Source organism: Sphingomonas ginsenosidimutans (genome assembly GCF_002374835.1).
Lineage (GTDB): Bacteria > Pseudomonadota > Alphaproteobacteria > Sphingomonadales > Sphingomonadaceae > Sphingomonas > Sphingomonas ginsenosidimutans.
The window spans coordinates 849,986-867,441 of record NZ_NWVD01000001.1; the positions used below are offsets into that span (position 1 = coordinate 849,986).

General features: G+C 67.9%; 16 protein-coding genes and 1 tRNA gene. 4 read left to right on the plus strand and 13 right to left on the minus strand.

The annotated features are described in order from the left end of the window. Positions 1-42: 42 nt before the first annotated feature. On the minus strand, positions 43-1,125 hold the full coding sequence (locus tag COA17_RS03920; protein WP_066485528.1) for a putative urea ABC transporter substrate-binding protein: 1,083 nt from the start codon (positions 1,123-1,125) through the stop codon (positions 43-45). 196 nt (positions 1,126-1,321) lie between these two features. After that, complete coding sequence (locus COA17_RS19265) at positions 1,322-1,522, minus strand: hypothetical protein (protein ID WP_066485530.1); 201 nt, start codon at positions 1,520-1,522, stop codon at positions 1,322-1,324. Between the two features lie 143 nt (positions 1,523-1,665). Here COA17_RS19265 and COA17_RS03930 point away from each other — a divergent pair, with 143 nt between their 5' ends. Both COA17_RS03930 and COA17_RS03935 read left to right on the plus strand, forming a co-directional pair. Beyond that, positions 1,666-4,071 (plus strand): TonB-dependent receptor, encoded by a 2,406-nt coding sequence (locus tag COA17_RS03930; RefSeq protein WP_245857404.1) that lies wholly within the window; start codon positions 1,666-1,668, stop codon positions 4,069-4,071. 198 nt (positions 4,072-4,269) lie between these two features. Then, a complete protein-coding gene (locus COA17_RS03935; RefSeq protein ID WP_269450453.1) occupies positions 4,270-4,647 on the plus strand; it encodes a YbaN family protein in 378 nt (125 codons plus the stop codon). A 71-nt stretch (positions 4,648-4,718) separates the two neighbouring features. Here the strand turns inward: COA17_RS03935 and COA17_RS19270 are convergent, their stop codons facing one another. Genes COA17_RS19270 through COA17_RS03950 form a run of 4 tightly spaced genes read right to left on the minus strand, consistent with a single transcriptional unit; the run spans position 4,719 to position 7,855 of the window. After that, positions 4,719-4,877 (minus strand): hypothetical protein, encoded by a 159-nt coding sequence (locus COA17_RS19270; RefSeq protein ID WP_176484785.1) that lies wholly within the window; start codon positions 4,875-4,877, stop codon positions 4,719-4,721. Then, positions 4,874-5,941, minus strand: coding sequence for a phosphotransferase (locus COA17_RS03940; RefSeq protein WP_096610261.1), 1,068 nt, complete (start codon positions 5,939-5,941; stop codon positions 4,874-4,876). Before COA17_RS03940 ends, COA17_RS19270 begins: the two co-directional genes overlap by 4 nt. Further along, positions 5,938-6,699 (minus strand): SDR family NAD(P)-dependent oxidoreductase, encoded by a 762-nt coding sequence (locus COA17_RS03945; protein ID WP_096610263.1) that lies wholly within the window; start codon positions 6,697-6,699, stop codon positions 5,938-5,940. The genes COA17_RS03940 and COA17_RS03945 overlap by 4 nt, the downstream gene beginning before the upstream one ends. A gap of 28 nt (positions 6,700-6,727) precedes the next feature. Further along, positions 6,728-7,855, minus strand: coding sequence for an acyl-CoA dehydrogenase family protein (locus COA17_RS03950; RefSeq protein WP_096610265.1), 1,128 nt, complete (start codon positions 7,853-7,855; stop codon positions 6,728-6,730). An 83-nt stretch (positions 7,856-7,938) separates the two neighbouring features. Between COA17_RS03950 and COA17_RS03955 the strand changes: the two genes are divergently transcribed. Next, the gene (locus COA17_RS03955) at positions 7,939-8,562 is read left to right on the plus strand and encodes a TetR/AcrR family transcriptional regulator (protein ID WP_096610795.1); all 624 of its coding nucleotides are present in this window, start codon (positions 7,939-7,941) and stop codon (positions 8,560-8,562) included. A 33-nt stretch (positions 8,563-8,595) separates the two neighbouring features. Here COA17_RS03955 and COA17_RS03960 read toward each other — a convergent pair. The 7 genes from COA17_RS03960 to COA17_RS18720 form a co-directional block, all read right to left on the minus strand. Beyond that, positions 8,596-8,672, minus strand: a tRNA-Arg gene (locus tag COA17_RS03960). A 25-nt stretch (positions 8,673-8,697) separates the two neighbouring features. Further along, the gene (locus tag COA17_RS03965) at positions 8,698-9,102 is read right to left on the minus strand and encodes a hypothetical protein (protein ID WP_176484786.1); all 405 of its coding nucleotides are present in this window, start codon (positions 9,100-9,102) and stop codon (positions 8,698-8,700) included. Continuing rightward, positions 9,099-9,764, minus strand: coding sequence for an endonuclease III (gene nth, locus COA17_RS03970; RefSeq protein WP_066485546.1), 666 nt, complete (start codon positions 9,762-9,764; stop codon positions 9,099-9,101). The genes COA17_RS03965 and nth overlap by 4 nt, the downstream gene beginning before the upstream one ends. A gap of 11 nt (positions 9,765-9,775) precedes the next feature. Further along, positions 9,776-10,504, minus strand: coding sequence for a 4-hydroxy-tetrahydrodipicolinate reductase (gene dapB / locus COA17_RS03975; RefSeq protein ID WP_066485549.1), 729 nt, complete (start codon positions 10,502-10,504; stop codon positions 9,776-9,778). Positions 10,505-10,616: 112 nt separating this feature from the next. Further along, entirely contained in the window at positions 10,617-12,332 is a 1,716-nt protein-coding gene (mqo, locus tag COA17_RS03980) for a malate dehydrogenase (quinone) (RefSeq protein WP_176484787.1), read from the minus strand. 244 nt (positions 12,333-12,576) lie between these two features. Beyond that, positions 12,577-15,156: an ATP-dependent chaperone ClpB gene (gene clpB, locus COA17_RS03985; protein ID WP_096610267.1), complete on the minus strand. Its 2,580-nt coding sequence runs from the start codon at positions 15,154-15,156 to the stop codon at positions 12,577-12,579. 39 nt (positions 15,157-15,195) lie between these two features. Further along, positions 15,196-16,305 carry a glycosyltransferase gene (locus COA17_RS18720; RefSeq protein ID WP_176484788.1) on the minus strand — a complete coding sequence of 370 codons (1,110 nt, stop codon included), beginning with the start codon at positions 16,303-16,305 and terminating at the stop codon, positions 15,196-15,198. 25 nt (positions 16,306-16,330) lie between these two features. Here COA17_RS18720 and COA17_RS03995 point away from each other — a divergent pair, with 25 nt between their 5' ends. Continuing rightward, entirely contained in the window at positions 16,331-17,440 is a 1,110-nt protein-coding gene (locus COA17_RS03995) for a glycosyltransferase (protein WP_176484789.1), read from the plus strand. Positions 17,441-17,456 lie beyond the last annotated feature (16 nt).

A 17,456-nucleotide genomic window follows, 5' to 3' on the forward strand; every position in this document is an offset into this window, starting at 1 on the left:
GTCGCCTTTCCGTCGTCGCGGCAAAGGGGGCGGGGGCGGGCGTCACAGCTTCCCGTCGGCGGCCAACGCCATGTAGCGGTCATCGAAGCGCAGCGTCACATGCTGCGCATCGCCCAGTGTACGCTTGCCCGGAAAGGCGATGCCGACCGCGTCGGCGCTCGCCGCGCCCTTGAACAGTCCGCGCTGGAAGCTGAAGTCGCGGACCCGCGTCATCGTCGTCACCAGCGCCGGCGCGGTGGTCGCGGCGACCGCGGCCTTGGGCGTATCGTACAGGTGGGTGGTGGCCAGCTGGCGTTCGAACGTGGCGGTGTCCGTGCCCGCCAGCTTCGCCATCGCCGCGCGTGCGGCCTGCCCCTGCGCGTCGGGGCGCTTCAGCAGCGCGACGGTTTCGTACCAGATGCCCGCCAGCGCCTTGCCCAGGTCGGGATTGGCGTTCAGCGTCTTGGTGTCGACGACCAGCAGGTCGAGAATCTCGCCGGGAATATCGGCGGAGCTGAACACCTGATGCGTGTTCGGCTGCGCCTTCATTACCGACAGCTGCGGGTTCCAGGCGACTGCCGCGGTCACGTCCGGGCTGCCGAACGCGCCGACGATATCGGCGTCGGAGGTGTTGACCGTGCGCACGTCGCTGGGCTTCATCCCGACGGTGTCGAGCGCGCGCGCCAGCAGGTAATGCGACACCGACAGTTCGACCAGATAGACCTGCCGGCCCTTGATCGCCGCCAGCTTGTCCGCGCCCTTCAGCAGGACGCCGTCGTTGCCGTCCGAATAGTCGCCGACGATGATCGCGCTGGTATCCTTGCCCCCCGCGGCTGGAATGGTGAGCGCGTCCATGTTGGTGACGGCCACGCCGTCAAACTTGCCCGCATTGTACTGGTTGACCGATTCGACATAGTCGTTGACCTGCACGACATCGATCTTGATGCCGTATTTGTCGGCCCATTTCTTCACGATGCCGGCCTGCTGCGCATAGGGCCATGGCATCCAGCCGGCATAGATCGACCAGCCGATTGTGAAATCGTGGCGCTTGGCCGGCGGCGTGTTCGAACCGGACGAACAGGATGCCAGGAACAACGCCGTCGCCAATGCCGCGACATGGCCCGCCTTGCGGATCATCTTCGACATGATTCGATCCCCTTTCGCAATGCAGCATCGCGCCGATCGGCAAGGCTGTCCACAGGAAAATTATTACCGCGTGGCGAAAGGGTAATAACGGCGACGGCGACTACGCGCGTGCATGGAAGAGGAGGGCGGCGGCCCCGAGCGACCGGCCGGTCGGTGGCCGCGTATTACTTTTTCCCGCTGACATGCCGATGAAATATTACGCTTGACCACATCGGTAATATCCATACCGTGTGGTCATCGGCATCGCGACCATGGTGCCGGGAATGACAGGACAACCGGCGCGTTCGCCGGTTTCGACATGGATTGCTCGGCGCGCGATCGCATCGGTCCGATCGGGATCGGTCACCCGCCCGGCGATCATGTCGAACCCGCCGAAGGCGCGCGCAACGACCGACAAGGATCGCGACGCAGCGACGTCAGCGACGACCAGGCGACGGTGACAACGCCGCGCCGCAGGGAACGGGAAGGCGCCGGCCCTTATCGGCGTCCGATCAGGAGGGCGATGCCGGCTGACACGGGCTGATGAGCAAGGGGGTCATCGTGGCTGTAACATCGTTTCGAAACACATTGCTGGGCGCGACCATCCTGTTCGGGCTGGGCGCCGTCCCCGCCTTCGCGCAGACCGCGCCATCCGATAGCGCGGCCGAGAGCAGCGGCGACGAGATCATCGTGACGGCGACGCGGCGACAGACGACGCTGCAGGATGCGCCGATCAACATCAGCGCGATCAGCCCGGAAACGCTGTCGCGCCAGCGCATCGACGACGTGCGCGGGTTGGCGGCGTTCACGCCGGGGCTGACGATCACCGATACCGGCCCGGCGTCGACCGGCAACGTCATCCTGCGCGGCATTTCGTCGGCCGATACGTCGGGCGGCGCGAATGCGCAGAGCGCGCTGGGCGTATACCTGGGCGAGGTGCCGCTTTACCTCGACTTCAAGCTGATCGACCTGGCGCGCGTCGAGGTGCTGCAGGGGCCGCAGGGCACGCTGTACGGGCTGGGCACGCTGTCCGGCGCGATCCGCTACATGCCCAACCGGCCGAACACCGATCGTATCTCGCTGGAATATCACGGTCGCTATTTCGGGGTTGCGCACGGCAGCAGCCCGGGCGTGAACGGCGATGCGACCTTCAACCTGCCGATCGTGGCGGATCACATCGCGTTCCGCACCGCCACCGGCTATTACGACAATCCCGGCTTCATCGACTATCCATACCTGCTCCAGCAGCCGGGGGTGTCGAATCCGCAGCCGGTGCGCGGCGCCACCGCGGCGCAGGGGTCGTTCGGGACGCCGGCTGATTATGCCGCGAACTTCTACCGCCGCAAGGATCTGAACTACGAGCGGACCTTCACCACGCGCAACCAGCTGCTGTTGCAGGCCAGCCCGCACGCGAAGCTGTTCCTGACCTATGCGCACCAGACCACCGACACGGGCGGGCAGCAGTCGAACGGCGCGGGCGTGCTGGGCACCGGCCGCTACGAGGCGCCCTGGCGCTACGCCGAGCCGCGCAGCCGCAAGGCGGACTTGTACGCCGCGGAGTTGAACCTGGGACTGGGCGGCATCGCCGATCTGGTCGCCACCGCCGCGCTGACCAACCAGCGCAATCGCGCCCAGTCGGACAATACCGACCTGCTGCTCGACCTCGATTACGGCTACGAAGCGTTCCCGGCCTTTTCCTCGTACAACACCAACGAGACGATCTATCGCCAGTTCAACGGCGAGGTCCGGCTGGTTTCCACGCATGGCGGGCCGTTCAGCTGGGTGATCGGCGGCTTCTACAACAACCAGCGCCAGCGGTCGCAATATCGCGAGTACGTACCCGGCTATCCCGAGTTCGCGGGCATCTATCGCCCTGACAACTTGGAATATATGTCGTTCATCAACACCCGTACCAAGGAAAAGGCGGTGTACGGCGAGGGGACGCTGCACATTACCGACGCATGGCAGGTGACCGGCGGTTTGCGATACTACAAGTACGACGCCTTCGCGCAGGGCGGCACCGACACGCCGCTGTTCAGCAAGAACACGCCCTATCCGCTGGTCGTCTTCGCGCCCAGCCGGATCAAATCGGGCGATACCGCCGCCGACGGGTTCGTGTGGAAGGCGAACACATCGTACAAGTTCAGCGATACGCTGCTGGCCTATGCGACGTACAGCACCGGCTATCGCCCTGGTAACGTCAACCGCGTCGCACCCTGTATCCTACCGCTGCCGCCCGGCCAGAACGTCTGCGCGCTGCCCAACGAGCTGTCCTATCAGCCCGACAAGACGCGCAATGCCGAAATCGGCGTGCGCAGCGCGCTGTTCGACAAGCGGTTGCAGCTGACCGCGTCGATCTATCGCATCGACTGGAAGGGGATCCAGGTTCCCAGCCAGACGGTCAACGGTGCGGTCGGCATCATCGTCAACGGCAGCGAGGCGCGGTCGCAGGGCTTCGACGTGTCGGCAGTGCTGCGCGTCACGCCGCGGCTGACGCTGCAAGGCACCTACGCTTATGTCGATGCCAAGCTGACGAAGGATGCGCCAGGCATCCTGGTCAGCCAGGGTCAGACGTTCGGCGCCTTTGCGGGGGATCGCTTGCCCGGTTCGGCGAAGCATACCGCCAGCGGTCAGGCGACCTATACCCAGCCGCTGGACAATGGCGCGGACATCGAGGCAACCTGGGCCACGGCGTATATCGGCGACATCTATTCGCGCACCGGCCTGCGCGCCAACGGCGAGGCGATCCCCGGCTATGTCACGCATCGCGCGTCGATCACCTATCGCACCGATCGCTTCGACATCGGCGTGTTCGGCGACAATTTGTTCGACAAATATGCGGTCACGTCGGTGTCGAACGATCGCAGTTCGTTCAATCAGGTGCGCACGGGCGTGATCGAACGCTATTATTCGTACAACGTCCTGACCCCGCGGCGCCTGGGCGTCGACTTCCGCGTCCGCTATTGATCGTGTGATGGGCGGGGCGTCGCGCGGCGCCCCGCCCCGGGGCGGCAGACGCGCCGACCGTATCTTTTTGACGGCAGCCGCGACATGGTGGCGCCAATGAGCCGCCGCCGTCGCCTTCCTTCGCCGTTGCGCGCCGATCCACCCGGTCGCGGTAGCGACGGTTCGCAGCGGCCCGACTCCGGCGAAAAGCGGCCCGGCGTGGGGGGGCGGGCGGCCCGCCTCGGCTGGCTGGCGATGGGCTGGATCTGTGTCGCGCTCGGGATCATCGGCGCGCTGTTGCCGCTGATGCCGACCACCATCTTCCTCATCCTGGCGGCAGGCTGTTTCGCCCGTTCGTCGCCGCGGCTGGAAGCGTGGCTGCTCGACCATCCGCGCGTCGGCCCGACGCTGCGCGCGTGGCGGCGCGACGGCGCGATCGGCCGCCGTGGCAAGACGCTGGCGTGCGGCGGGATCGCCGCCGGTTACAGCATTTTCCTGTGGACCGCGCGACCGGGCCTGCCGCTGGCGATGCTGGTCGGGGCGACGATGGCGGGGTGCGCGCTCTATATCCTGACGCGCCCGACCGCGCCGGTGTGAGGACGACCTTCATCGCCGGGTTTCTTGTCCCGGCGTATCCTGCGGGAGGCGCGGCGCCTCCTACGGGGCGATCAGGCCCGGCGGACGTCGGGTCGGCAGCGGGTCAGGAAAGCGGCGACGCCTTCGTGCGCTTTTTCGTGTAAGCCCGCCGCGGCGATCGGTGCGGCTTTCCGATACAGGTGATCGCACGACGACGACCGCGCGCCGTCCAGCAGCAGGATCGCGCTCACCGGCATGCTTCCATCGCCTCGCGCGCCAGCCGGGCGAGGCGCGGGAAGCTTTCGGCACGTTCGCGCGCATGCGCCGACGCCGCGGTGCCGCGGATCACGCGTCCCTTGATGCCGTGGAAGATCGCCGCGAGGCGGAAGAAGTTGAAGGCGACGTAATAATCGTAATCGGCGATGCCGTCGCGTCCGGTCCGCGCGCAATACGCCGCGACATAGTCCTGCTCCGGCGGAATGCCGAGCGCCGCGAGATCGGCACCCGCCAGCCCGGCAACGATATCGGGCGGCATCCGGTACATCATCGCGTGATAGGCGAAATCGGCCAGTGGATGGCCGAGCGTCGACAGCTCCCAGTCGAGCACCGCCAGAACGCGTGGCTCGCTCGGGTGGAAGATCATGTTGTCGCAGCGGAAATCGCCATGGACGATGCTGGTTTTGTCGCCCGCCGGGATACGCGTCGGCAACCATTCGACTAGCGCGTCCATGTCCGCGTCGCGACCAGCGTCGGCATCGTCCAGATATTGCTTGGACCACCGGCCGATCTGGCGTGCGAAATAATTGCCCGGTCGCCCATAATCGCCAAGGCCGATCCGCTCGTGATCGACGCGGTGCAGCGCGGCCAGCGTCGCGTTCATCGCATCGAAATAGGCGGCGCGATCGTCGCGCGGCACGTCGGGAAAGGTCGCGTCCCAGAAGACGCGCCCTTCGACCATCGACATGATGTAGAACGACGTGCCGATGACGCTGTCGTCGTCGCACACGCCATGGATCGGCGCGACCGGGACGGGGGTGTTGCCCAGCGCGGTGAGCACGCGCGCTTCGCGCAGGACGTCGTGCGCGCCCTTCAGCAATGGCCCGGGCGGCTTGCGACGCAGGACGTAGCGCGCGCCGGGTGTCGACAGGCGATAGGTCGGGTTGGACTGGCCGCCCTTGAACTGCTCGACCGTCAGCGGCCCGGCGAAGCCGTCGACGTGCTGGGTCATCCACCGGGCCAGCGCGGCTTCGTCGAACCGATGCGCCTCGCGCACCGGGGTCGTGCCGGCGTTCGCCGCCTGATCGAGCGCGCTCATCGCGGCGCCATGCGGATCGCGCCGTCCAGGCGGATCGTCTCGCCGTTCAGCATCGGATTGGTGACGATCGCCTCCACCAGCCGCGCATATTCGTCCGGCTGGCCGAGCCGCGAAGGGAAGGGCACCTGCGTGCCCAGGCTGTCCTGTGCCTCCTGCGGCAGGCTGGCAAGCATCGGCGTCCAGAAGATGCCCGGCGCGATCGTCATCACGCGGATGCCGTAGCGCGCCAGCTCGCGCGCGACCGGCAGCGTCATGCCTGCGACGCCTGCCTTTGACGCGGCATAGGCGGCCTGGCCGATCTGACCGTCGAACGCGGCGACCGACGCGGTATTGACGATGACGCCGCGTTCCTCGCCGATCGGCTCGGCTTTGTGGAGCGCTGCCGCGAATTTCGACGCGACGTTGAACGTGCCGATCAGGTTGATCGTGACGATCTTCGCGAAGGCGGCAAGCGATGCCGGGTTGCCGTCGCGGTCGATCACCTTGGCAGGGGGCGCGATGCCGGCGCAGTTGACGAGGATGCGTGCGGTGCCGTTTGCTGCCGTCGCCGCAGCGATCGCATCCGCTACCGACGTATCGTCGGTGACGTCGACGCGGACGAAATGCCCGCCGATCTCATCCGCCAGCTGGCGCCCCATATCCTCGTTCAGGTCGAAGATGGCGACCTTCGCCCCCTGTGCGGCCAGCCGCCGCGCGGTGACGATGCCCAGCCCGGAGGCACCCCCCGTCACGATCGCCGCGACGCCGTCGATGTCCATGCCATGATTCCCTTGTGAGACGTTGACGTCAAAGTCCGCGTGCGATGACCATGCGCTGGATGTCGGACGTGCCTTCGTAAATCTGGCAGACGCGGACATCGCGATAGATGCGCGCGAGGCCGAATTCCTCGAGATAGCCGTAGCCGCCCAGCGTCTGGATCGCGCCGGAGACGATCGTCTCCGCCGCTTCGGAGGCGAACAGCTTGGCCATCGACGCAGCGGTCAGCGCCGGTTCGCCGGCATCCTTCAGCGATGCGGCGTGCAGCACCAGCTGACGCGACGCTTCCAGCTTCGTCGCCAGGTCGGCGAGGCGGAAGCCGACCGCCTGATGCTCGATGATCGGCTTGCCGAAGCTCGTGCGGTCATGCGCATAGGCGATCGCGATGTCGAGCGCGGCCTGCGCCATGCCGACCGCCTGCGCGGCGATGCCGATCCGTCCCGCCTCCAGATTGGCGAGGGCGATCGAGTAGCCGCGCCCCTCCGCGCCCAGCAGCGCGTCGTCGGGCACGACGCAATCCTCGAACCGCAGCGCACAGGTGTCGGAGGCGGACTGGCCGAGCTTGTGCTCGACCTTGTCGACGACATAGCCGGGGGTGTCCGTGGGTACGAGGAAGGCCGACATGCCCTTTCGCCCCGCCGCCGGATCGGTGACCGCGATCACCATCGCCACGCCCGCGATCTTGCCGGACGTGATGAACTGCTTGCCGCCGTTTAAGCGCCAGCCGCCGTCGACGCGGGTGGCGGTGGTGCGGATCGCGGCCGCATCCGACCCTGCGTCGGTCTCGGTCAGCGCAAAGGCGCCGATCATACGGCCGGACGTCAGCTCGGGCAGCCAGCGTGCCTGCTGTGCCGCGGTGCCGTCCTTCAGGATGCCTGACACCATGATCGAATTCTGGATCGACACGATCGTTGACAGCGCGCCATCCGCGGCGGCCAGCTCGATCAGCGCCAGCGCGTAGGACACATAATCGGCCCCGGCGCCGCCCGCCTGCTCCGGCGCGGTCATCCCCATCAGCCCCAGCTGCGCCAGGTCCTGGAACAGCTGGGGCGGGTAGCCGCCGTCGGCAGCGAAGCGCGCGCTGTGCGGGCGGATGCGCTCCTGTGCCATGTCGCGCACCATGTCGCGCACTGCGACCTGCACCTCGGAAAGAATCATATACCCGCCCGCCAATATGCTACTGACGGGTAGATTGTATTCCGGCTGGTCGCATGTCAAGTTGCGGGCCCATGGCTTCCGAAATGTCCGACAGACCGGCTCCCTCGCCCTTTCCCGACCGTGCGCAGCGGCTGGCTAACCGCGCCGCCAAGCGCGACGCGCTGCTGCTGGCGGCGGTCAGGATGTTCAACGAACGCGGTTTTCACGCGACATCGCTGGATGAGGTCGCCGCCAGCCTGGGGGTGTCGAAACCGACCATCTACCACCATCTGGGCAACAAGGATCAGGTGCTGCTGGAATGCGTCCTGATCGGCCTGAAACAGCTGCGCGGGGCCGCCGCGATCGCCGCGGCCCGGCCCGGACGCGGGATCGACCGCCTGCGCGACTTCCTGGTCCGCTATGCGCAGATCAACATGGACGATTTCGGGCGCTGTGTGATCCGCACGGGGGATGAGGCATTGTCTCCCGAGAGCGCTGCACGGTTCCGGTCGCTGAAACGGGAGATCGACACCGCAATGCGCGACCTGATCGCCGCAGGCGTGGCGGACGGTTCCATCGCCCCGGCCGACCCGCGGCTGCTGGCCTTCACGCTCGCCGGCGCGCTCAACTGGCCGGCGCGCTGGTTCGTCGCGGGCGGTGCACTGAACGCTGCACAGGTAGCAGAGCAGATGGTGGAGATACTGATCACGGGCGTCTCGCCGCGCTGATCGACCGGGCGTCGGCAAGGGGGTATAGGGAGCTGGCGCACCCGACAGGATTCGAACCTGTGGCCTCTGCCTTCGGAGGGCAGCGCTCTATCCAGCTGAGCTACGGGTGCGTGGAAGGTCCGCCTAGCAGGGGTTTCAGCGGTGCGCTACCCGCTTTTCGAGGGTCACCGGCTGGAACGGGGCAAGGCCGCAGCTGGCGCCGCGCATCGGCGGGCTCTGCGAAAAGACGGTAATGATGTCCTGCGCGCACAATTGGCTTAGCGACGTCGCGTAGGAGAAACGCCGTTCGAACCCCAGTCCGGGGCAGCCCTTCGGCAATGTCACGCGATAGATGCGATTGCCGTTGGTGCGGAAGTCGATCACCGAGTCGCTGCGGACTAGGCTTTCGCGGATCGACTGGATCGGGATGCAGCTCTGCGGCCTGCCCGCAGGCGTGGCGGCGGGAACGCTGTCGCGTGCCGGTGCGCGCGCATCGCCGGGTGCGCCAAGCGCGATCAGCGTTGCGCCGGCGGTGGCGAGGGCGATGGGACGCAATGTCACTCTCCTTGCTGCGTGCGCGCCGCCTTGGGTGCGGGCGTCTTCGGCTTGAACGCGCACAGGTCGATCTCGATGCATCGCCAGCATTCGGGGCGCCGCGCCTTGCACACGTAGCGGCCGTGCAGGATCAGCCAGTGGTGGGCGTGGACGCGGAAGGGGGCGGGGGTTGCCTTGTCGAGCGCCTTTTCGACCGCGAGCACGGTCTTGCCGCGCGCCAGCCCGGTGCGGTTGCCGACGCGGAAGATATGGGTGTCGACGGCGAAGGTTTCGGCGCCGAATGCGACGTTCATCACGACATTGGCGGTCTTGCGCCCCACGCCGGGCAGCTTTTCGAGCGCGTCGCGGTTCGCCGGCACCTCCCCGCCATGCTCGGCGATCAACGCCTCGCTGAGCGCGATGACGTTCTTCGCCTTGGTGTTGAACAACCCGATCGTGCGAATGTGCTGCTTTAACCCGTCGAGACCGAGCGCCAGCATCTTCTCGGGCGTATCCACCGTGGCGAACAGCGCGCGTGTCGCTTTGTTGACGCCGGCATCGGTCGCCTGGGCGGACAGGACGACAGCGACGAGCAATGTATAGGTGTTGACCGACTCCAGCTCGGTTTCGGGATGCGGGTTCGCCTCGGCCAGCCGGCGGTAGAATTCGATGACATCGGCCTTCTTCACCGCGGCGTTCCTTACAGGCCCAGGACCTCGGCCATCGCATATCGACCGGGCGCCCGCCCGGCGAGCCACAGCGCCGCCTTCAGCGCGCCGCGCGCGAAGATGGTGCGATCCTCGCCGCGATGCCCGATCTCGATCCGTTCGCCTTCGCCGGCGAAGATCACCTGGTGATCGCCCACCACCGATCCGCCGCGCAGCGAGGCGAAGCCGATCGTCCCTTCGCTGCGCGCGCCGACCAGCCCGGCGCGGCTGTCGACCCGCACCTCCGCCAGCCGGGTACCGCGTCCCGCAGCGGCCGCTTCGCCCAGCAGCAATGCGGTGCCGGACGGGGCATCCACCTTGTGCCGGTGGTGCATCTCGGCGATCTCGATGTCCCAGTCGGCGCCGAGCCGAGCCGCCGCCTCGCGCACGAGGATGTTGAGCAGGGTGATGCCCAGCGAGGTATTACCGGTTTGCAGCACCGCGATGTCGTCCGCGGCCTGTTCGATCAGCGCGTGGTGCGTCGGCATCAGCCCGGTGGTGCCGATGACGATCGGGGTGCGCGCGGCGACCGCCGCCGCGAGATGCGATTCCAGCGCGGCGGGGGTGGAGAAATCGACGAGCACGTCGGCGGTCTGCGCCAGCGGGAACGGATCGCCGCCCGCGTCCACGCCGCCGGCGACGGTCGCGCCTTCGCCCTCCGCGATGGTGGCGATCGCGCGCCCCATCCGTCCGTTGCTGCCGTAGATACCGATGCTGGTCATGCGATTACCCTGGCCGAGAACAGAAGCAGTGCCGCCGCCCCATGCACATAAACGCCGCCGAAGGACAGGGGCGATCCGCGACCGGACGCCCCGCCCGTCGAAAAGGATCAGGTCACAGCGCCAGATCGGGCTGGCGATCGGGCTTCACCCTTGTGGCCGCCGGCACGGCGGGTGAGGGCGTGCGCGGCGCCTGCGGCTGGGGCGGGGCGATGGCAAGTTGCAGCGTCTGCGCCGTGGCGCGCCACTGATAGCCCAGCAGTGCCGGATCGCCGTTCAGCGACACGCCGTAGGTCGGCACGATCTCGCGCACCGCCGCCTGCCAGCGCGGCGTCGCCAGTCGGTCGGGGAAGGCGCGCTTGAGGAGGTCGAGCATTATCGACGGTGCGGTCGACGCGCCGGGCGACGCGCCCAGCAGCGCCGCGATCGATCCGTCGCGTGACGTCACGATCTCCGTACCCAGCTTCAGGATGCCGCCCTTCTTCGGATCGCGCTTGATGATCTGTACCCGCTGCCCGGCCTGCCACAGCCGCCAGTCGCCGTCCTGCGCACGCGGCAGATATTCGCGCAGCGCGTTTATCCGGTCGGTCTGGCTCATGATGAGCTGCCCGGCGAGATATTCGACCAGATCGAACTCGTTCCAGCCGACCGACAGCATCGGCCGGAAATTGTCGAGCGTCACCGACTTGGGCAGGTCGAAATACGACCCTTCCTTCAGGAATTTGGTGGAGAAGGTGGCGAAGGGGCCGAACAGCAGCACCCGCTTGCCGTTCAGGTAGCGCGTGTCGAGGTGCGGCACCGACATCGGCGGCGAGCCCGTCGCCGCCTTGCCATAGACCTTGGCCAGATGGCGCTTCGCGATTGCCTGGTTTTCGGTCACCAGGAACGAGCCGCCGACCGGGAAGCCGGCGTAATCGTCAGCTTCGGGGATGCCCGATTTCTGGAGGACCGGCAGCGCGCCGCCGCCCGCTCCGGCGAAGACGAAGCGCGCGTTGACGACCTGCCGGTCGCCGCTCTTCATGTCATGGATGCTGACGCGCCAGCCGCCGGCGGGGTTGCGCTCCAGCGCGCGGACTTCGTGGCCGGTCGTCAGGCGGAATCCCGGCGAGGTACGCAGCGCCGCGACATATTGCCGCGTCACCTCGCCCCATTCGCAGTCGGTGCCCAGCACCGAGCGGGTCGCGGCTAGCGGCGTGCCGGCGGCGCGGCCCTCCATCATGATCGGCGCCCAGCGGGCGATCTGCGCCGGGTCGGTGGTGAATTCCATTCCCGAGAACAGCGGGCTGGCACCGAGCGCGGCGTGCCGCTTCTGAAGGAAGCCGACATTTTCGTCGCCCCACACCAGATTCATATGCGGGGTGGAGTTGATGAAGCTGCGCGGATCGCGCAGCACGCCGCGTTCGACCTGATGGCTCAGGAACTGCCGGGTGACCTGGAATTGTTCGTTGATCTCGATCGCCTTGGCGATCTCTACCCGGCCATCGGCCTTGTTCACCGGCGTATAGTTCAACTCGCACAGCGCGGAATGGCCGGTGCCGGCGTTGTTCCAGCCGTTCGAGCTTTCCTCCGCCACCTTGTCCAGCCGCTCGACCAGTTCCATCGACCAGCCCGGCTCCAGCTGGCGCAGCAGCACGCCCAGCGTCGCGCTCATGATCCCGCCGCCGATCAGCAGGACGTCGACGCTGCGTTCCGCGGTCGGTGCGCGCTCCCCGCATCCGGCCAGCATCGCCGTCGCTCCCGCCGCTGCGCTGCCGCGCAGCAGGTGGCGGCGCGTCACCCCGGTGTCGGCGGGCGAGGGGGAGGTTTCAGTCGGCGACGCAGGCAAAGACACGGCGGGCAGCCCTTTCGTTATGGCGATCCGCCTGGCTGGCGATGCGCCGGGCCGGAACGCCGTGGTGAGGAACCGACACGCGACCCCGCGCGAAGCACCGCGCGTCGTCGCCTGCCGGCGTCGGAGTTCCTCTCCCTGAAACGTAAGGTGACCTGTTAACGCCGGTTATGCGGATGGGTGCCGCATGATCCCGGGGCGGATGCCACCCCGGGCCACGCCATGCAATCCGTCGCGTGCGCGGCAATCATTCGACGGACAGCAGCAATTTCCCGTCGCCCTCATCGACATGGACGGTGGAACCGTCCTTCACCTCGCCGCGCAGGATCAGTTCGGCGAGCGGATCCTGCAGATGGCGCTGCACTGCGCGTTTGAGCGGCCGTGCGCCATAGACGGGATCGTAGCCGACCCGGCCAAGCCAGGCGCGCGCGGCATCGGTCAGGTCCAGCGCGATCTTGCGATCCGCCAGCAGCTTGCCGACGCGACCGACCTGTATGTCGACGATCGGTCCCATGTGCGCCTGACCCAGGCGGTGGAACAGGATGATCTCGTCCAGACGGTTGAGGAATTCCGGGCGGAAATGCGCGCGCACCACCTCCATCACCTGCGGCTCGACGCTCTCGACCGCATCGTTCTCGCCCATGTTCGCCAGATACTGGCTGCCCAGGTTCGAGGTCAGGATGATGAGCGTGTTCGAGAAATCGACCGTCCGCCCCTGACCATCGGTCAGGCGCCCGTCGTCCAGCACCTGTAGCAGCACGTTGAAGACGTCGCCGTGCGCCTTCTCCACCTCGTCGAACAGCACGACCTGATAGGGCCGCCGCCGCACCGCCTCGGTCAGGACGCCGCCTTCCTCGTACCCGACATAGCCCGGCGGGGCGCCGATCAGCCGCGCGACTGCGTGCTTCTCCATGAACTCGCTCATGTCGATGCGCACCATCGCGCTGGGATCGTCGAACAGGAATTCGGCCAGCGCCTTGGTCAGCTCGGTCTTGCCGACGCCGGTCGGGCCGAGGAACAGGAAGCTGCCCAATGGCCGGTTCGGATCCTGCAACCCCGCCCGCGCGCGGCGGACCGCGGTGGAGACGGCACGCACCGCCTGTTCCTGCCCGATCACGCGCTTGCCGATCACCTCTTCCATGCGCAGCAGCTTCTCGCGCTCGCCCTCCAGCATCCGGTCGACGGGTACGCCGGTCCAGCGGCTGACGACGCCGGCGATGTCATCGGCGGTCACTTCCTCGCGCAGCATCGCGCCCTGGGTGGTCGCCTGCGCCTCGGCCAGTTGCTTTTCCAGCGCAGGGATGCGCCCGTAGGACAGCTCGCCCGCCTTGGCGAGGTCGCCGCTGCGCTGTGCCTGCTCCAGCTCCAGCCGTGCGGCGTCGAGCTGTTCCTTCAGCTTCGCCTCGCCGGCGATCTTGTCCTTCTCCGCCTGCCAGCGCGCGGTCAATTCGGCCGACTGCTCTTCCAGATTGGCGAGCTCGCCCTCCAGCGTCTCCAGCCGGTCGATCGAGGCGGCGTCGGTTTCGCGCTTCAGCCCCTCGCGCTCGATCTTCAGGCGCAGGATGCGGCGGTCGAGCGCCTCGATCTCCTCGGGCTTGCTCTCCACTTCCATCCGGATGCGGCTGGCGGCTTCGTCCATCAGGTCGATCGCCTTGTCGGGCAGGAAGCGGTCGGTGATGTAGCGGTTGCTGAGCGTCGCCGCGGACACCAACGCGCCATCGGTGATCCGGACGCCGTGGTGCAGCTCGTATTTTTCCTTCAGCCCGCGCAGGATGCTGATCGTATCTTCCACGGTCGGCTCGCCGACGAACACCGGCTGGAACCGCCGCTGGAGCGCGGGGTCCTTCTCGACATGCTTGCGATATTCGTCGAGCGTGGTCGCGCCGACGCAATGCAGCTCGCCGCGAGCGAGTGCGGGCTTGAGCAGGTTGCCCGCGTCCATCGCGCCCTCGGACTTGCCCGCGCCGATCAGCGTGTGCATCTCGTCGATGAACAGGATGATGTCACCCTCGGCCTGCTTCACCTCGTCGATGACGCCCTTCAGCCGCTCCTCGAACTCGCCGCGATATTTCGCGCCCGCGATCAACGCGCCCATGTCGAGCGCCATCAGCGTCTTGTCCTTCAGCCCGTCGGGCACGTCGCCATTGGCGATGCGCAGCGCCAGCCCCTCGACGATCGCGGTCTTGCCGACGCCGGGTTCGCCGATCAGCACGGGATTGTTCTTGGTGCGGCGCGCCAGCACCTGGATCGTGCGGCGGATTTCCTCGTCGCGGCCGATCACGGGGTCGAGCTTGCCGTCGCGCGCCGCCTGCGTCAGGTCGCGCGCGAACTTCTTGAGCGCGTCGTAGCGGTCCTCGGCGCTGGCCGTGTCGGCAGTGCGGCCGCCGCGCAGCTGCGTGATCGCAGCGTTGAGCGCCTCGGGGGTGGCGTTGGCGCTCTTCAGCGCCTTACCCGCGGCGGTGTTGAGGCTGAGCGCGAGCGCGACCAGCAGGCGTTCGACGGTGACATAGCTGTCGCCGGCCTTCTGCGCGATCTGTTCGGCCTGGTCGAGCACGCGCACCGCATCGGCCGACAGGCCTGGTTGGTTCTGCGCGCCCGAGCCGGAAACGGCGGGGATCTTCGCCAGCGCGGTATCGGTTTCGGCCACGGCGCGGCGCGCATCGCCGCCCGCGGCGGTAATGAGGCCCGCGGCCATGCCCTGATCGTCCTCCAGCAGCGCCTTGAGCAGATGCTCGGGGGCGATCTGCTGGTGGTTCATGCGGATGGCGACGGTCTGTGCGGACTGAAGGAAGCCGCGTGCGCGGTCGGTAAATTTCTCTAGGTTCATCTGTCGGCCCTGTCTCTCTTGGGTGTCAGATGGTGTTGCTTATTTGCAACGCAAGGGGTGAAGGGTGATGGCTTCATCGAAGATATCGAGATAGCGGCGCGCGGCGGTCGGCGAAGAGTAGGGTGTCGCATTCGCCGGGCGCACGCCGTCCGAAATCGGTGGCAGTGCGATCGCGCGGCCCAGGGCAGCTGCGAGAAGCGCCGGGTGGCGATCGGCAACGACCTCGCCGTGCAGCGGCGTGGCGATCAGGCCGCGCAACACCGGGGAGCAATCGGTCGCTACGACCGGCACGTCGGCGGCCAGTGCCTCGACGGGTACCGCAGGGAAGCCTTCGTAGCGCGACGTCATCAGCAGGCAGGCCGCGTGCGACAGCCGCTGCGCCACATCGCCGACGAAGCCGGGCATCGCGACGTCCTGCGCGATGCCCAGCCGGCGCGACAGCGCCTCCAGCCGCGCGCGGTCGGGTCCGTCGCCCAGGATCGTGAGCCGCGCCGGCCGCTGTGCGCGCAGTACGGCGAAGGTGCGCAGCGCCAGCGCCATGTCCTTCTGCGGTTCCAGCCGCCCGATCGCCAGGATATGCGGCGGCTCCGCCACCGCGCGCGGCAACGGGTGATGGTCGCGCGGCAGGTTGGGTTCGGGGGCAACGCGGATCGGACGCGCCGGCAGCCAGGCGGCGTCGCGCGCCGCCAGTTCGGGAGACATGGCGACGAACAGGTCGATCGCATCGGTCAGCCGCGCCAGCGCCGCTCGCCCGAGGGGACGCAGCGGTGCGGGCAAGTCGGGGAGCAGCGGGTTGCTGATCTTCGCGACGATCGGCAGCTGCGGCAATGCGCGGCGGATGGCGGGGGCGAGCCAGAAGTGGAAGTTGCCGGTGATATAGGCGATGTCCGGCGCGACCCGTTGCAGCACCGGCACCATCGCGCTTCCCAGCCCCAGCCGCGACAGCGCACTGCGCGGGACCGGCGGCGACAGCAGGTGCACGTCGGCGCCGACGGGCACGCGGTCGCGCATCGGGCCGTCGGCGGCGCCGGCGATGATCGTCACCCGGTGCCCCTGTGAAAGCCATTCGGCGGCGAGGCGCAGCGCGGTCGCTTCGGTGCCGCCGGCGTTGAAATCGTGGAGGAGGATGGCGATTGATTTCAAAGTCACGGGCACTTTGCTAACGGCGGCGGGGATGAAAGTCGCGATCTTCCTGCCCTCGCTGGCCGGTGGCGGTGCCGAGCGGATCGCGCTGTTCGTGACCGAACGGCTGCGGGGCGCCGGGATCGACGCGGAACTGGTGGTCGCCAAAGCGGAGGGAGCGCTGGTCGATGCGCCGGTGTTCGCACGCCATGGCGTCGACCTGAGGGCGCCCAACGAGATGCTGAGCGCGCGGGCGCTGCTGCGGTACGTCGATCGCGCGCAGCCGGACCTGCTGTTCGCCTTCGTGCACAGCGCCAAGATGATGGCGGGGATCGCCAAGAAACTGCGTCCCGACATACGCTTGGCGATCAGCGTTCATAACGCGCTGGAGGTGCCGCGGCGCGCGCGTTTCTGGCCGCGGGCGGTGTTCGGCCATGCGCCGGAACGATGGCTGTACCGGGATGTGGTGGCGGCCCACGCCGTCTCCCGCGATCTGGCGGCGCAGGTGGTGCGGCAGTTCGCGCTGCCCCCCGAGCGCGTCCATACGATCTACAACCCGCTGCCCGATCGCCCCGCCGCGGGCGCGATCGAGACGGCGCATGAGCGCTTTTTCACGCGGCCGGTGATCGTCAATGCGGGGCGGATGATGCCGCAGAAGGACCAGGCGGCGCTGATCCGCGCGTTCCACGACGCCGGATTGGCGGGGCGTGCGACGCTGCTGATCCTGGGCGAGGGGCCGTTGCGGCCGGCGCTGGAGGCGCAAATCCGCGCCTTGGGGATCGCCGACAGCGTCGAAATGCCGGGATTCGTCGCGGACGTGCGCCCGTATATGGCGCGTGCGGCGGGGTTCGTGCTGTCGTCGCGCAACGAAGGGTTCGGGCTGGTGCTGGCCGAAGCGCTGTCGATGGGGTGTCCCGTCGCCGCTTTCGACTGCCCGAGCGGCCCGCGCGAGTTGCTGGCGGACGGTCGATTGGGGGAATTGATCGCGGCCGGGGACGAGTCGCGACTGGCACAGGCGATGGTGCGCATGACGGACGGCACGTTTCCAAGCCCGTCGCGCGACGCCGTGGAGGCGCATTTGCGGCAGTTCGCGCCCGATACGATCGCGGACCAGTATGTCGCGCTGGTGCGGTCGCTGGCGCCGGCGCGCGCGCTGGCGTAGGGGCGGGGCCCTCAAC

What these genes read in the sequence shown, in the direction of transcription:
- COA17_RS03920 (WP_066485528.1), bottom strand. Translation starts at nt 1,125, where the DNA reads ATGTCGAAGATGATCCGCAAGGCGGGCCATGTCGCGGCATTGGCGACG.
- COA17_RS03940 (WP_096610261.1), bottom strand. Translation starts at nt 5,941, where the DNA reads ATGAGCGCGCTCGATCAGGCGGCGAACGCCGGCACGACCCCGGTGCGC.
- COA17_RS03945 (WP_096610263.1), bottom strand. Translation starts at nt 6,699, where the DNA reads ATGGACATCGACGGCGTCGCGGCGATCGTGACGGGGGGTGCCTCCGGG.
- COA17_RS03950 (WP_096610265.1), bottom strand. Translation starts at nt 7,855, where the DNA reads ATGATTCTTTCCGAGGTGCAGGTCGCAGTGCGCGACATGGTGCGCGAC.
- COA17_RS03955 (WP_096610795.1), top strand. Translation starts at nt 7,939, where the DNA reads ATGTCCGACAGACCGGCTCCCTCGCCCTTTCCCGACCGTGCGCAGCGG.
- dapB (WP_066485549.1), bottom strand. Translation starts at nt 10,504, where the DNA reads ATGACCAGCATCGGTATCTACGGCAGCAACGGACGGATGGGGCGCGCG.
- clpB (WP_096610267.1), bottom strand. Translation starts at nt 15,156, where the DNA reads ATGAACCTAGAGAAATTTACCGACCGCGCACGCGGCTTCCTTCAGTCC.
- COA17_RS03995 (WP_176484789.1), top strand. Translation starts at nt 16,331, where the DNA reads ATGAAAGTCGCGATCTTCCTGCCCTCGCTGGCCGGTGGCGGTGCCGAG.